The sequence below is a fragment of the Rhodococcus sp. WWJCD1 genome, assembly GCF_002258735.1.
Lineage (GTDB): Bacteria > Actinomycetota > Actinomycetes > Mycobacteriales > Mycobacteriaceae > Rhodococcoides.
The window spans coordinates 242,311-257,238 of sequence record NZ_NOXY01000005.1 but is presented as its reverse complement, the minus strand read 5'-3'; the positions used below and the strand labels follow the sequence as shown (position 1 = coordinate 257,238).

The following is a 14,928-nucleotide window of genomic DNA, read 5'->3' as shown; positions in this document are numbered from 1 at the left end:
TTGCGGCATGGGTGCTAATTCGTTACCGTACCGTGACCGAACTCGATGTTTTGCGTACAGAGTCAGCTCACAACCGCCAGGAATACGAAACTTGTCGACTATCAGACGTCTCAACTCCGCCCGTTCGACCACGCTCTACCTGGTCATCGCGGCCCTGTTGATGACGCTCGTCGCCGGTGGTGTGATGGCCGTGAGCCGTCACAAGACCGTGACCATCGACGTCGACGGCGACATGATTTCGCTGAGCACGATGAAGACCGACGTCAACAGCGCCCTGCTCGACGCCGGCTACGCGCCGTCGGACAAGGATCTGGTTGTTCCCGCCCCGGACTCCGGGCTCAACGACGGCGACACCGTGGTGCTGCGCCGCGCCCGTGAGATCACGCTGAACGTGGACGGCAAGCCCGAGGACATCTGGACCACCGCCCTGACCGTCGACGAGGCACTCCAGCAGACCGGTTTGGCCGAGGACGTGCACGTGTCCGCGTCCAGATCCGAACGACTGCCCCTCGACGGAACCAAGCTCGACGTGGCTCTCCCCAAGCAGGTCTCGCTGGTCGACGGCGGTTCCCCGGTCACCCCGGTCACTCTGGCCGCACCGACCGTGCGTGAATTCCTCGAAGCAGCGGGCAAGCCGCTTGAAGAGGCCGATACCGTCACCCCGGATCCGGACGCCACCGTCACCGACGGCGCAGAGATCGTCGTGACGCGCGATCGGACCGTGACCAAGTCCGAGACCACCGATGTCGATGCTCCCGAGCAGCGCATCGAGGATCCGACGATGAACATGAGCAAGACCGTCGTCGAGAATCCCGGCGCTCCTGGTGTCTCCGATATCACCTGGAAAATCAACATGGTCAACGGTGTCGAGGTCGGCCGCGAGAAGGTCGACGAAGTGGTCAAGGTGCCAGCGCAGCCGAAGACGGTTCGCGTCGGAGCCAAGCCCGGTACCGAGGTGCCGCCGGTGGAGAACGGGGCGATCTGGGACGCGCTTGCCCAATGCGAGGCAACCGGGAACTGGGCGATCAACACCGGCAACGGTTTCTACGGCGGCGTGCAGTTCGACCAGAACACGTGGGAACGCCAGGGCGGCCTCAAGTACGCTCCGCGCGCCGATCTCGCCACCCGCGAAGAGCAGATCGCCATCGCATCGGTGACGCAGAAGTCCCAGGGTTGGGGCGCATGGCCTGCCTGCACTTCGCGTCTGGGTTATCGCTAGTCACGTAGAGTTTCGCCCGTGTCCGAACATGTGAGGGGATCTGCGGCTCTTCTCGGTCCTGCCGAGGTCCGCTCGTTGGCCGCCGAGCTCGATGTACGGCCCACCAAGCAGCTCGGCCAGAACTTCGTGCACGACGCCAACACCGTCCGACGCATCGTCGCCTCGGCCGGAGTTGGCCCACAGGACACGGTGCTCGAGGTCGGCCCTGGCCTCGGATCGCTGACACTCGCGCTGCTCGATGTCGCCGAGGCCGTCATCGCCGTCGAGATCGACCCCAAGCTTGCGACCCGTCTGCCGATCACGGTGGCCGACCGGGCCCCGACTCTGGCCGACCGCCTGACGGTCATCGAGGCCGACGCCCTTCGTATCCGCGCCGCGGAGATTGCCGGGGAGCCGACCGCCTTGGTGGCCAATCTTCCGTACAACGTCGCCGTTCCCGTGCTGATCCATCTGTTCTCGGAACTGCCGAGTCTTCGGGTGGCTGTGGTGATGGTCCAGGCCGAGGTGGCCGATCGACTGGCCGCGGTGCCGGGAAGCAAGATCTACGGCATCCCCAGCGTCAAGGCGAGATTCTTCGGTGACGTCAAGAGGGCAGGAGCAGTGGGTCGTTCGGTGTTCTGGCCAGTCCCCAAAGTCGAGTCGGGCCTGGTTCGCATCGATCGGTATGCCGAGCCACCGTGGCCGACGGACACCGCGCATCGCAAGGCTGTCTTCTCCGTGATCGATGCCGCATTCGCGCAGCGGCGCAAGACTTTACGAGCAGCCCTGGCGGGGTGGGCAGGCTCCCCGGTCGCCGCCGAACGGCGACTTCGCGAGGCCGGAATCGACCCGACGGCACGCGGCGAGACCATCGACGCCGCAGCCTTCGTCCGTTTGGCCGCCACCGAAGCCTGACCGTCAGAACGGGTTCAGGGTCACTTCGAGTGCGCCGGACGACGTGACCCGCTGCGGATTGAGCTGCTGAATCAATGCTCCCGAGGTGAGCGTGATCGTGTACTCGACCCACCCGAGACCGGTGTCGATGTAGGCCTCACCCCACGGATACCTCGCAGTTCTGTCCTCGTGTGCGACGCCCGAGGCGCCGGTCGTCGTGTTGCGCCACTGCACTTCGGTGTGCGAAGCGAACGACAGAAAACGCCAGTTCTGGCTGTAGATCGGGTCGGTGGTCGGCGGCTGCGCGGTGATCGCCAGGAATGCGTGATACGGCCCGCCGTAGTCCGATCGAAGGCCGCTGTAACCGTTGACCTCGAGCGAGTACGGCGCTTCCCAGGGGTACGCGCTCGGGATGGACACGGTCGTGAGATGGGAATGCGGTGCCGCCGCCGCCGTGCCACTCGAGACGAACAGCGCTGCCACCGTCATCGCCAGCGCCAGCAGTGCCGTCGTCCATCGTCTTCGCATGTCGAACCCCTGTTCGTCGACGCCTCGTCAGATGCTGAGCAATGCTATTGGCATTCCGCGCCGCTGCGCGTCACGATTCCGTATCGAACCAAGTGGTTCGTTCAGAGGTGGATGTCCGAAAGTCGCGTCAGCTCGGTCCACCTCGACGCCGCACCGCGGGCCGCGGCCACCGGTGCGTAACGATCGGCTTCGATCAGAAGGTCCAGCTCGAGACCGGTCGCCGACGCGATGTCGGCCACCGGAACCTGGTACGTCCGGTAGGGGCCGAGGGGCGGGGGATCGGTCTCGAGTCGCAGCGGTTTGTCGAGGATCGGGTCGAGAGACGGCGACTGGTCCAGCACGTAGCCGGTGCATGCAGGATTCGAATCCTGTGACCACACAGCGATTTTGAAGAACCGTCGCGGAATGGCGATGCCTCGGTAGATGGGATCGTCGTCGGCGAATACGCAGCCGCTGAACACCGAAAGACGTCGGCCGTATTGCTCTGCGTAGCCCAGAACGTAATCTTCGAGCCCGAGCCACAGTGTCTTCGATTGGTTCAGCGTGGCCGTCTGCGGAGCGCACACCGTGTAGTGGAAGGTGTCCTCGTTGGCGCGGGTGGCCACCGACAGCTCGCCCCACACCGGGTCTCGCCGGCGAACCAGGTGTCCGCGATCGAGGTCGTTGTTGGAGTACAGCTCGTTACCGGCCTGCTGCGACGGCGGCAGGCGGTCGTCCAATCGCCAGTCGTCGCCCCGCTCGACATCCTTCAGGCTGGCCCCGTCGATGTTGACACCGGTGACCGCGGCGAGGCGTCGGTCGGGGTCGATGGACACCGAGAAGTGCGTGTACGGCAGTACCACCACACCCGCGCGATCGGGCAACGGAACGTCGATGTCGGCCAGGAACTTCGGGTCGAAAACGAATGGGGTCGTCATCGGTCCATTGACTCACGTGTCGGTTACCGGAGAGTGAACCGCCGCGAGGTACCGGTCGGTCAGTCTCGCGTGTCGCTCTGCCACGACTCGGCATTCCTCACGTAATTCCGGTGGATCGAGCACGGTGAAATCGGTGTCGAACGCCGCCAGCCATCGCGCGATCGACGGCAGCGAATCGCCGGACAGCACCACCGCGCAGGTGTGCTCGTCGATGGATTCGATTGCGCCCCATTGTTCGTCGATCATCGGAGCGATAGTCTCGATCGGTGCATGCAGTGCGATCCTCGCCTGCACCTGAGTGAACGCGCGATCGATTCCCTTCGAGACGAACGCGGCCGCCCCGCCTGCAGGCAACTCTCGCGGGGTGAACCGAGGACCCGTCGGAATCTTCGGAATCAGACGATCCACTCGATACGATCGCCAATCCTCCCGCAGCACATCCCATCCCAGCAGATACCAGCGTGCCCCTGCCCGCACCAGACTGTACGGTTCCACCTCACGTCTGGACTCGGAACCGTCGTGCTTGCGGTAATCGAATCGCAGCCGCTCGTGCCCGTGACACACCGCCGCCACCGTCGACAGCACCGAGGCGTCCACCGCCGAACGCGGCGTCTGTTCCACCACGTCGATTCGCAGCGCGTCGAGCCGATGCCGGATGCGCGACGGCATCACCTGCCGCAGTTTTGTCAGTGCCCGCAGCGACGCCTCGCCGATGCCTGCCACCGACCCACCGGCGGCGGACTGCAACCCGAACGCCACCGCCAGTGCCTCGTCGTCGTCGAGCAGTAGCGGCGGCATCTCGGCACCGGGGCCGAGCTGATAGCCGCCGCCCACCCCCGGCGTCGCATTGACCGGGTAACCGATATCGCGCAGCTTGTCCACATCGCGGCGCAGCGTCCGCGGGGTGACGTCGAGCCGCTCCGCCAGCTCCGCGCCCGCCCAATCGCGACGGGTCTGAAGCAGGGAGAGCAACCGCAGCAGCCGTGCCGAGGTTTCTTTCATGCTCACACGATGCCACGCAATGCGGACATGTTCGGTCCGCATGCAAAACCCCGGTGGTGAACTCGGCCGCTGTTTCTCCACTACTGTGGTTACTCGTGCTGTCTGTCGTTCCCACACCCGTTGTCGTTCGGGCCCCGTCGAAGGTGAACTTGCATCTCGCGGTCGGTGACCTGCGTCCCGATGGCTTTCACGAGTTGACGACGGTGTTCCAGGCGCTCTCGCTGTCCGACGAGCTGTCGGTGATTCCGGCCACGTCGCTCTCGGTTCGGGTGCGCGGCGACGACGCGAAGGTGGTTCCCACCGATTCGCGGAATCTGGTGTGGAAGGCCGCGGTGTTGCTGGGGCGTCGAGTCGGCCGTGAGCCGTCGGTGGAGATCACGATCGACAAGGGCATTCCGGTGGCCGGAGGCATGGCAGGCGGAAGTGCCGATGCTGCCGCGACGCTGGTGGCGCTCAATGCGATGTGGCATCTGGATCTCTCTCGCGACGAGCTCGACGAGGTTGCGGCCGAACTCGGTAGCGACGTGCCGTTCTCGTTGCACGGCGGCACCGCGGTGGGAACAGGACGCGGTGAGAAGTTGCTTCCGGTGCTCTCGCGCAACAGCTTTCACTGGGTACTGGCGTTGGCCAAGGGCGGTCTGCAGACGCCCGCGGTGTACAACGAGCTCGACGAGTTGCGTGCCAAGGGCAGTCCGCCTCGCCTCGGTGGCACCGAGGATCTGATGCACGCGCTCACGTCCGGTGATGCGCGAGCACTCGCACCGTTGCTCGGCAACGATCTGCAGGCTGCTGCGGTGTCGCTGATGCCACAGCTGCGTCGCACCCTTCGAGCGGGGGTCACGGCCGGGGCGTTGGCGGGCATCGTCTCGGGCTCGGGCCCCACGTGCGCGTTTCTGTGCGCCGACGCCGATGCGGCGGTGTCGGTGAGCGCTGAACTGTCCGGTGCCGGCGTGTGCCGCACCGTCCGTGTTGCGAGTGGGCCGGTTCCCGGCGCTCGTGTTGTCACTAATGAATCGATTGGTTTTTCCTGATGGTCAATCTCGTCAATCTCGAAAACGTCAGCAAGTCCTTCGGCGTCAAGCCGCTGCTCGACGGCGTCTCCCTCGGTGTACAGGAGGGCGAGCGCATCGGCATGGTGGGCCTCAACGGCGGTGGCAAGACCACCACACTCGAGGTTCTGGCCGGTCTCGAACCGCCCGATTCGGGACGCGTCAGCCGAGTCAACGGCCTGCGGATGGCCGTCGTCACTCAGCGTGGCGTGCTTCCGCCCGGGTCGACCGTCGGCCAGGTGGTGCTCGACCCACTCGGAATGGCCGAGCACGAATGGGCCGGTGATTCTCGGGTGCGCAACATCCTGACGGGCATCGGCATCGCCGATCTCGGACCGGTCGGCAGCTCCGGGCTCGACGCGTCGATCGACAATCTGTCGGGCGGCGAGCGGCGTCGCGTCGCGCTGGCTGCGGCGCTCGTGCAGGACCTGGACTTGCTCGTGCTCGACGAGCCCACCAACCACCTGGACGTCGAAGGAGTGCAATGGCTCGCTGCGCACCTGGTGTCGCGTCGCAGCGCACTCGTCGTGGTCACTCACGATCGGTGGTTCCTCGATACCGTCGCCAATCAGACGTGGGAGGTCGTCGGGGGTGGTATCGAAACCTACGAGGGTGGCTACAACGATTGGGTCTTCGCGCGGGCCGAACGGTCCCGTCAGGCCGACGCATCGGAGGAGCGGCGTCGCAACCTCGCCCGCAAGGAACTTGCATGGCTGCGCCGCGGTGCTCCTGCGCGAACGTCCAAGCCGAAGTACCGCATCGAGGCTGCGGAGGCATTGATCGCCGATGTACCGCCGCCTCGTGACTCCGTAGCACTGTCCTCCTTCGCGCAGCGTCGGCTGGGCAAGGTGGTCATCGAACTCGAGGACGCGCGCCTGGAAACTCCCGACGGCCGCGAGTTGGTCAAGGACTTCACGTGGCGTCTGGCTCCCGGCGAGCGCGTCGGTCTGGTCGGCGTCAACGGTTCGGGTAAGACGACGATGCTCCGCACGCTCGCCGGTGAACTGCAGCCCGCCGCGGGCAAGCGCATTCAGGGCCAGACCGTCAAGATCGGTTGGCTGAAGCAGGAATTGGACGACTTACCCAAGAAGCTGCGTGTCCTCGACGCGGTCAAGGAAGTGGCCGAGCGGATCACGTTGGGCGACAAGGAGATTTCTGCTGGGCAGCTCGCGGAAAGGCTGGGCTTCACCCCCGCTCGCCAGCGCACACCGGTCGGAGATCTGTCCGGTGGCGAACGTCGCCGCCTGCAGTTGACGCGAGTTCTGATGGCCGAGCCCAACGTGCTGTTGCTCGACGAGCCCACCAACGATCTGGACATCGACACCCTGCAGCAGCTCGAGGACATCCTGGACGGCTGGGCGGGCACGCTCGTCGTCATCAGTCACGACCGGTACCTGATCGAGCGCATCTGTGACTCGACGTGGGCACTGTTCGGCGACGGCAAGCTCACCAACCTTCCCGGCGGCATCGAAGAGTACCTGCGTAGGCGGGCCGTCCTCGCCGCCGACGCGACGCCGGACTCGTTGACCACCGGTGGGGCACCGCGCAAGGCCACCCGTGATGCGGCCTCGGAGCGCGCAGCACGCAAGGAACTCAGCAAGCTCGAGAAGCTCGTCCTTCGGCTCTCCAAGCGTGAGGTCGAGCTGCACGCAGAACTAGTCGACGCGTCGACCGAGCAGAGCAAACTCGTCGCTCTCGACACCGAGCTCAAGCAGGTCCTTGCGGACAAGGACGTTGCCGAGGAACGGTGGATGGAACTGGCCGCCGAGTTGGAGTGAGCGGCTCCGCCGCACGTGGCAGGAGTGGAGCCTGCGGAACGACCCGGGGTTCTAGTTGGCTCGTAGTCCACTACGAAGTTTCGCTCACGTGCCCGATGCGCATACTGGAGACATGGCATCGGTGGTCGCGGAAGTACTCGGTTCGGATTTCTCCCGTCTGCATCCCAAGGTTCAGTGGCGCTTCGGATTGAAGTCCTCGGACCATCTCGCCCAATTCGGGGTGGGCGTGATGGAGGAGATGACGCACTCTCGGCTGGTGCCGCCGCCGTTGCTGTGGGCCGGCCGCAAGCGTGGACTGTTCCCCGCCGGTGTGGGCAAGGACGTGCCGTTCACCATCGCCAACTACGCGTATGTCGACGAATTGGGCCGCGAGACACTGTCTTTCGTGCGACGCTTCGCCTTCGTCGGCCATCCGCAGGGGATGAACTCGGTGATGGTCTCCTCGGCGGAATCCGACGCGTATGCCCTGGACTATCTGGGATTCTCCTCGGACATGGTGGTGCACACCAGGTGTGAGGTCGACGACGAGGGCGGTCTGATACTCGAGAGCGAAGTGCCGAGATTCCTGCTCGGCCCGCTGGCGCCGAAGTTGCCGAAGGTGGCGTCGGCGCTGACGATCGGTCGGGAGTGGTGGGACGCAGCCGAGGAGCGGCATCGCATCGAGATCAAGGTGCAGAGTCCGGTGCTCGGCCAGTTGTTTCTGTACCGCGGATGGTTCACCGCAGAGGAGAGGCCGTGTCGACCTGCCGACATCCCCGGTGACGCGCGCCCGCGATCGGTGGAGTCTCGCGAGTAGCGCGCGCTACTGTTACGCGTCGAACGATGCGCGTGTGAAGGAGTCAACTGTGGCCGTTGTCGAAGCCGAGGTGTCCGGCGGGGTCGGACATATCGTCCTGAATCGGCCGGAGGCTCTGAACTCGTTGAACGGTGCCATGATCCAGGGCATCCGAGACGCTCTCGATGCGTGGCTAGACGACGATGCTGTCGCGTCGGTTCTGGTGACGAGCGGTTCGCCGCGGGCGTTCTGCGCGGGCGGAGACATCAAGGCGATTCGGCAGGCAGTCGTCGACGGCGACCACGACGCCGGTCCGCAGTACTTCGCGGCCGAGTACGATCTCGACGAACTGATCGCGAACTACCCCAAGCCGTACATCGCCGTCATCGAGGCCGCGGCCTTCGGCGGAGGTCTGGGTATCTCGATTCACGGCAGCATCCGCATCGTCACCGAGAACGCAGTGCTGGCCATGCCGGAGACGGCGATCGGCTTCGTGCCGGATGTGGGGTCGAGCTATTTTCTGTCGCGGCTGCCCGGTCGTGTCGGGCGTTACCTGGCGCTCACGGGTACGCGCATCACCGGATCGGACGCTCTCGCACTCGGATTGGCCACGCACTTCTGCCCGAGCGAGGTGGTGGACGAGCTGAAGGCCGACATCCTCGCCGGCACCGATATTCACCAAGCGCTGGAGCGTCACACCACGGCACCGTCGTCGACGGAGCTGTCGTTCGACGCGGAGGCGGTGGCGGCGGTGTTCGAGAAGGAGTCTCTCGTCGACGTCATCGACGCACTCGAGTGCGATACACCGTGGTCGCGCACAACGAAGACTCAGCTGGCGACGTTGTCTCCGACGTCCCTGATGGCCACCGACGCGCTGATTGCGCGCGGAGCAGACAGCACGTTGCGGGAATGCCTTGACCGCGAGTTGCGAATGGCTACCTGGATCATCACCGAGCCGGATTTCGCCGAGGGTGTACGCGCGGTGTTGGTCGACAAGGACCGTGCACCGCAGTGGAAGCCTCTGGTACTCGAAATGGTGCGACCAGAGGTCTTCCAGCAGCTGTTGTGACCGTCTGGGGTCAGCGGTAACCCTTGGCCGGGTTCTGCAGGTCCAGCACGATGGTCTGGCCGTTGGAACGCACGTGGATCTCGGGGTTCTGCAGGCCACCCGAGACGAGGTATTCGCCGAGAAGCTGCAGCAGCTCGTCGGGGCCGACGGAGGTATCGGGGGTGCGGATGTCACCGGTGCGGCTGCCGAGCTCGTTCTGGGTCAGCCGGCCTGCGATGCGTACCGAGGCGACGCCCATGGCGGTACGACGGTCGGGAGCCTGGCCACGCCCGAGCGTCGGCGTGGAGCCGGTCGATCCGTGAGACGTGGAGCGGCCGTTGGTGGGCAGGCCGTGTTCTGAGATCTGATCGCTTGTAGTCACTTCAACCTCGTTCGATTCCGTGGCGGGCTTCTCTGGACGACGTCGATCCGCGCGGGGGGTCGCTGAATCCGTGACGGACGACGTTGCTGGTGCAGGCGTTGTTGCGGACGCCTTCTCGGTGGGCGTGGCCGCTTCGGCCGATTTCTCGGTGGTTGCGGCCTCGACCGCCTTCTCGGCGGGCGCTGCCGCCGAAGAATCGGTGCGGGCACTGGTGGGCGAAGTGGAGCCGGACTTCGGCGGCGTCGCCAAACGATGCGCAGGAGCGCCACCGACCTTGATCCCGGCCAATGGGTAGTTCGATCCCTGTGTCGTCATGTCGTCTTCCACTTCATCGTGTTCCCAGGTGACTCGGTGCCGAGATGTCACGATCGGATATCGATCAGGACGACTCACTCGGCGTCGAGCACGCCAAAACGTACTCTAAGTTTGTTCGGACACACTGAGAGTAGCATCACGATTGTTTAAGACGCTATTTTTCGACCGATGTATTTGTTCTGGATCCTGAACCACACGGCAAAACCCCAGGCGACAAACGCGGCGTACACCACGTAGAGAGCCGCGGACGGGTAGAAACCGGCGACGACGAGCAGCGGTACCCCCACTACGTCCACCGCGATCCAGATCAGCCAGAACTCTGTGAGTCCGCGCGCCATTCCGAAGGTGGCCAGCATCGATCCGGTGAAGATCCACGCGTCGGCCCATTTGCCGAACGAGCCGAGATAGCCGAAGAGCTGCGCGAACACCACCGTGCCGACGACCGCGACCACGAGCATGGCGGTCCGTTCTCGCGCAGTACCCCACCGCGGGAGCACAGCGGCCCCCGATCGCTTGGAATCTCGCATCCAGCGCACCAGCCCGTAGACACTCACGGCGATGAACATCAGCTGGCGTCCGGCTTGGCCGTAGAGATCGAGTGCCTGCGGTGTATGGAACACGCCGCCCAGAAACACGGTGAACAGCAACGCGTTTCCGATGATGCCCACCGGCCACGCCCACACGACGCGTCGCATCCCACCGATGGCCGAGAGCAGCCCGAAGCCGTTGCCGACCACCTCACGCCACAGCACGGGGTGGCCGAACACGCTGAATTCGGCATCGAGCAGATCGATCAGCACAAGGTGCTACTGATCGCCCGCGGCGACGAGCGGTTCGAGGGTCAACTCCGGCATTTCCTTCTGGATGTACTGCAAGCGCCACTTGTCGCTCACCAGCGCCAGCAGTGCTCCGTCCGTCCGGGTGAAGATTTCGACCCCACGCTGACGACCCAGTTCGACGGCCGATGCCGCGTCGGTCCGCCGGGCAAGGGAGTACCCGAGGGGTTCCATCCGAGCATCGACGCCGAATTCGGTCTTCATTCGTGCGGTGACCACCTCGAACTGCATCGGACCGACGGCGGCGAGCACCGGGGAGGCGTCGCCGCGAATGTCGTTGCGCAGCACCTGAACCACGCCCTCGGAGTCGAGCTGTTCCACGGCGCGGCGGAACTTCTTGTACTTGTCCGCACTGTCGACGCGCAGTGCCGAGAAGTGCTCGGGCGCGAACGACGGGATCGGCGGGAACTCGACCTTCTTGTCCGAGTACAGGGTGTGGCCAGGGGCCAGTGCGGTCGCATTGACGAGGCCGACGATGTCGCCCGGGTAGGCGTTCTCGACCGTCGTGCGATCGCGGCCGAACACCGTCAAGGCGTATTTGGTGGTGAACGGCTTCTTGGTCTGGGCGTGCGTGACGACCATTCCGCGTTCGAAGACGCCGGACACCACACGCATGAAGGCGAGTCGGTCCCGATGGGCGGTGTCCATACCCGCCTGCACCTTGAACACCACAGCGCTGAACGGGTCGGTGACCTCGCGCACGCCGCCGGAGGCATCCTCGCGAGATCCCGGCGCGGGGGCCAAGGCCACCAGGGTGTCGAGAATCTGCCGAACACCGAAGTTGAGCATCGCCGAGCCGAAGATCACCGGCGACGTCTGGCCGGCCAGGAACATCTCCTGATCGTGCCGTTGACCGCTCGAGATCAGTAGATCGCTTTCCTCGACCGCGGTCTCCCAGTCGACGCCCTCGCGTTCGGCGGCTGCCTCGGCCGACATGAATTCCTCCGGCGCAATGGTCGCACCGCCCGCGGTGCGGGTGAAGCGGATGTAGCTGCCGTCCTGCACGTCGAGCAGCCCGCGGAAATCGCCCGCGATGCCGACGGGCCAGTACAGCGGCGTCGGAGTAAGGCCGATCCGCGACTCGATCTCGTCGAGCAGCTCCAGCGGCGACTGGCCCGGGCGATCCCACTTGTTGATCACGGTGATCACCGGGATGCCGAACTGACGGCACACCTGGAACAGCTTGAGAGTCTGCGGTTCCAGGCCCTTGGCGGCGTCGATGAGCATCACGGCCGCGTCGACGGCGGTCAGCACGCGGTAGGTGTCCTCGGAGAAGTCGGCGTGGCCGGGAGTGTCGACGAGGTTGATGACGTTGGTGATCTCGGCATCGGGTGAAGTGTGGTAATTGAACTGCAGCGCAGTCGAACTCACCGAGATTCCGCGGGCCTTCTCCATCTCCATCCAGTCCGAGACGGTGGAGCGACGGCCGGCTTTACCGTGGATGGCTCCGGCCTCGGAGATGACGCGTGCATGCAGTGCGAGTGCCTCGGTGAGCGTCGATTTACCCGCGTCGGGGTGAGAGATCACCGCGAAGGTCCGACGTCGGGCGACCTCGGTCTCGAGCTCTTTCGAAGGGTTTCGAGAGGGCCCGGAATCGCCGCGCACTGCCGGTCCGGACCCTTCGAGCGCTGCGTCGACGTCGGGGGTACTGGACGGGGTACTCACGAAAACCTCATTCTCGTTGAAGGCGGCACCGACACGGTGACCGGGCAAAATCCTGCGTTCGAATTCTCAGGATACGCGGCCTGTTGTGCCTCGCGGGCGGGGCGGGACTGCCTACTGTGTTCGGTGGGGCGGGATACACCTCACGAGGAGACGCGCGTTGAGCAAGTTCACCGAGGAAATGTTCGAGACCGCGAGCACCAGCAAGCGAGGTCTGGTGACCGGCGAGCCCGATGAGGCGCTGCGACAGTCCTGGGGCGAAATCCACGAGCAGGCGCGTCGTATGGCAGGCGCGCTGGCCGACGCGGGCGTCGTGCACGGTGACGCGATCGGCATCCTGGCCGGTCAGCCGGTGGACATCGCACCCGCGTGTCAGGCGACGTGGATGCGCGGGGCATCGGTGACGATGCTTCATCAGCCGACTCCGCGGACCGACCTCGCAGTGTGGGGCGAGGACACCGAGACCGTCGTGCGGATGATCGAGGCGAAGGCCGTCGTTCTCGGGGCCCCGTTCGACATCGCCGCCCCGGTGCTCGAGGAGCGCGGCATCACCGTGCTGAAGATCGAGGACATGAAGACCGGTCGCGATATCGACCCGGTGCCGACGGCGGAATCCGATATCGCGTTGCAGCAGCTCACGTCCGGTTCGACCGGCTCACCGAAAGCCGTTCGGATCACGCACGAGAACTTCTACGTCAATGCGTACGCGATGATCGACCGCATCGAGTTCGACGTCGAGTCCGACGTGATGGTCAGTTGGCTGCCGCTGTTCCACGACATGGGGATGGTGGGCTTTCTCTCGGTGCCGATGCAAGTCGGTGCCGAGGTCGTCAGCATCACTCCGCTGGACTTTCTGCGTTCGCCGCTGCTGTGGGCCAAGCTCATCCACAAGTACCGCGGAACCGTCACGGCGGCACCGAATTTCGCGTACTCACTGCTTGCGCGTCGGTTGCGCCAGGCCGAGGACGATCTGGACCTCGACCTGTCCACTCTGCGTTACGCCTGGAACGGGGCGGAGCCTGTCGATCCGGACACGATGATCGCGTTGGCAGAGGCCGGCGCCCGGTACAAGCTGAACCCGTTGGCTCTCGCGCCGGTGTACGGAATGGCGGAAACCACTCTGGCGGTGTCGATTCCGGACCCCGCTCGCGGTCAGGTGATCGACGTGGTCGACGCGGACCTGCTCGAGACTCTCGGGCGAGCCGTTCCGTCCACGCGTGGCAACACAAGATCTCTCGCCACCCTCGGCAAATTCGTGCCGGGCCTCGAGGGCCGCGTCGTCGACAAGGAGGGGCAGGTGCTGACCGCTAGAGGTGTCGGCATCATCGAAGTGCGGGGCAAGGCCGTCACCCCCGGGTACATCACCGTCGAGGGGCCGGTCTCGACGCAAGACGCCGACGGCTGGCTCGACACGGGCGATGTCGGCTACATCACCGAGGAAGAACTGGTGGTCGTCTGCGGACGCATCAAGGACGTCATCATCATGGGCGGTCGCAACATCTATCCCACCGACATCGAACGGGCAGCACAAACCGTCGCAGGTGTGCGGCCCGGCAATGCCGTTGCCATCCGGCTCGATGCAGGCGACAAGCGTGAAAGTTTCGCTGTAGCCGTGGAAACCAACGACATCGGCAATGCGGACGAGGTCAAGCGCATCGAACGTGAGGTGGTCCACGCCGTGCACTCGGAGGTCGGAGTGCGACCCCGCACCGTTGCCGTACTCGGACCGGGCAGCATTCCCAAGACGTCGAGCGGCAAACTGCGACGGGCCAATTCGGCGTCACTGATCGCCTGAAACGGCAGGAGACCTCACATCTATTTTGCGGGGTGCGCGCGTGCGTTCGGAAGCGAGAACAGGCGCGCACCTCACAACAGGGGTGTGGGGTTCAGCGCGGGTGCACCCTGTTCTGGGCTGCTTCGAGCCCGGCCGAGAGTAGAAGTTCGGCGGCGTCCGCGGCTTCTTCGACGACGACGCCGAGATCCTTGCGTTCGGCCGCCGAGAACGGCTTGAGGACGAACGACGCCGGATCCATTCGTCCGGGTGGGCGTCCGACGCCGACGCGAACCCGCAGGTAGTCCTTGGTGCTCAGATGCTGGGAGATCGAGCGCAGCCCGTTGTGTCCGCCTTCGCCGCCGCCGAGTTTGAGTCGTAGAGCACCGAAGTCGATGTCCAACTCGTCGTGCACCACCACGATGTTCGCCGCGTCGATGGAGAAGAACCGTGCCAACGCGGCCACCGGCTGGCCCGAGAGATTCATGAACGTCCGCGGCTTGGCGACGACCACCGAGCGACGCCCCAGACGTGCCTGCACGATGTCGGAATTGGACTTCTTGTGCGAGGAGAACGCCCCGCCGATGCGTCCGGCCAAGGCGTCGGCGACCATGAAACCGACGTTGTGGCGGGTCTTTTCGTACTGCGGGCCAGGATTGCCGAGCCCGACGATCAGGGCCGGCGCTTCGGGGTCAACACTCACGGTCGTCATTCTCTCATCGGTGATTCGAAACGAACGGCGCGCCGGTCCCGTGGGGGATCGACGCGCCGTT

General features: G+C 65.1%; 15 protein-coding genes. 8 read left to right on the top strand and 7 right to left on the bottom strand.

The genetic code is table 11. The annotated features are described in order from the left end of the window. The first annotated feature begins 91 nt into the window (after positions 1–91). The gene (locus CH286_RS02950) at positions 92–1,219 is read left to right on the top strand and encodes a resuscitation-promoting factor (RefSeq protein WP_094608290.1); all 1,128 of its coding nucleotides are present in this window, start codon (positions 92–94) and stop codon (positions 1,217–1,219) included. Between the two features lie 18 nt (positions 1,220–1,237). Beyond that, positions 1,238–2,113, top strand: coding sequence for a 16S rRNA (adenine(1518)-N(6)/adenine(1519)-N(6))-dimethyltransferase RsmA (rsmA, locus tag CH286_RS02945; protein WP_094608289.1), 876 nt, complete (start codon positions 1,238–1,240; stop codon positions 2,111–2,113). Between the two features lie 3 nt (positions 2,114–2,116). Here rsmA and CH286_RS02940 read toward each other — a convergent pair whose 3' ends face one another. From CH286_RS02940 to CH286_RS02930, 3 genes are all read right to left on the bottom strand, one after another. Beyond that, the gene (locus tag CH286_RS02940) at positions 2,117–2,620 is read right to left on the bottom strand and encodes a hypothetical protein (protein ID WP_094608288.1); all 504 of its coding nucleotides are present in this window, start codon (positions 2,618–2,620) and stop codon (positions 2,117–2,119) included. Positions 2,621–2,721: 101 nt separating this feature from the next. Then, positions 2,722–3,537 carry a DNA/RNA non-specific endonuclease gene (locus tag CH286_RS02935; protein ID WP_094608287.1) on the bottom strand — a complete coding sequence of 272 codons (816 nt, stop codon included), beginning with the start codon at positions 3,535–3,537 and terminating at the stop codon, positions 2,722–2,724. 12 nt (positions 3,538–3,549) lie between these two features. Continuing rightward, on the bottom strand, positions 3,550–4,539 hold the full coding sequence (locus CH286_RS02930; RefSeq protein ID WP_032377274.1) for a helix-turn-helix transcriptional regulator: 990 nt from the start codon (positions 4,537–4,539) through the stop codon (positions 3,550–3,552). A gap of 95 nt (positions 4,540–4,634) precedes the next feature. Here CH286_RS02930 and CH286_RS02925 point away from each other — a divergent pair, with 95 nt between their 5' ends. From CH286_RS02925 to CH286_RS02910, 4 genes are all read left to right on the top strand, one after another. Further along, positions 4,635–5,570 (top strand): 4-(cytidine 5'-diphospho)-2-C-methyl-D-erythritol kinase, encoded by a 936-nt coding sequence (locus tag CH286_RS02925; RefSeq protein ID WP_094608387.1) that lies wholly within the window; start codon positions 4,635–4,637, stop codon positions 5,568–5,570. Continuing rightward, on the top strand, positions 5,570–7,366 hold the full coding sequence (locus CH286_RS02920) for an ABC-F family ATP-binding cassette domain-containing protein (RefSeq protein WP_032377273.1): 1,797 nt from the start codon (positions 5,570–5,572) through the stop codon (positions 7,364–7,366). The genes CH286_RS02925 and CH286_RS02920 overlap by 1 nt, the downstream gene beginning before the upstream one ends. 112 nt (positions 7,367–7,478) lie before the next feature. Further along, positions 7,479–8,162 carry a DUF4166 domain-containing protein gene (locus CH286_RS02915; RefSeq protein ID WP_032377272.1) on the top strand — a complete coding sequence of 228 codons (684 nt, stop codon included), beginning with the start codon at positions 7,479–7,481 and terminating at the stop codon, positions 8,160–8,162. Between the two features lie 49 nt (positions 8,163–8,211). After that, entirely contained in the window at positions 8,212–9,210 is a 999-nt protein-coding gene (locus CH286_RS02910; RefSeq protein WP_094608286.1) for an enoyl-CoA hydratase/isomerase family protein, read from the top strand. Between the two features lie 10 nt (positions 9,211–9,220). Here CH286_RS02910 and CH286_RS28100 read toward each other — a convergent pair whose 3' ends face one another. Continuing rightward, positions 9,221–9,571 (bottom strand): hypothetical protein, encoded by a 351-nt coding sequence (locus CH286_RS28100; protein WP_230592571.1) that lies wholly within the window; start codon positions 9,569–9,571, stop codon positions 9,221–9,223. A 70-nt stretch (positions 9,572–9,641) separates the two neighbouring features. Between CH286_RS28100 and CH286_RS28095 the strand changes: the two genes are divergently transcribed. Then, positions 9,642–9,866 (top strand): hypothetical protein, encoded by a 225-nt coding sequence (locus tag CH286_RS28095; RefSeq protein WP_230592570.1) that lies wholly within the window; start codon positions 9,642–9,644, stop codon positions 9,864–9,866. Between the two features lie 166 nt (positions 9,867–10,032). Here CH286_RS28095 and pnuC read toward each other — a convergent pair whose 3' ends face one another. Then, on the bottom strand, positions 10,033–10,686 hold the full coding sequence (pnuC, locus tag CH286_RS02900; protein WP_094608285.1) for a nicotinamide riboside transporter PnuC: 654 nt from the start codon (positions 10,684–10,686) through the stop codon (positions 10,033–10,035). A 6-nt stretch (positions 10,687–10,692) separates the two neighbouring features. Then, positions 10,693–12,327, bottom strand: a complete 1,635-nt coding sequence (locus tag CH286_RS02895) for a peptide chain release factor 3 (protein WP_052077867.1) — start codon at positions 12,325–12,327, stop codon at positions 10,693–10,695. 217 nt (positions 12,328–12,544) lie between these two features. On the opposite strand from CH286_RS02895, the gene CH286_RS02890 reads away from it, so the two are divergent. After that, positions 12,545–14,179 (top strand): fatty acyl-AMP ligase, encoded by a 1,635-nt coding sequence (locus tag CH286_RS02890; protein WP_032404289.1) that lies wholly within the window; start codon positions 12,545–12,547, stop codon positions 14,177–14,179. Positions 14,180–14,270: 91 nt separating this feature from the next. Here the strand turns inward: CH286_RS02890 and pth are convergent, their stop codons facing one another. After that, positions 14,271–14,858, bottom strand: coding sequence for an aminoacyl-tRNA hydrolase (gene pth, locus CH286_RS02885; RefSeq protein ID WP_230594531.1), 588 nt, complete (start codon positions 14,856–14,858; stop codon positions 14,271–14,273). Positions 14,859–14,928: the final 70 nt, after the last annotated feature.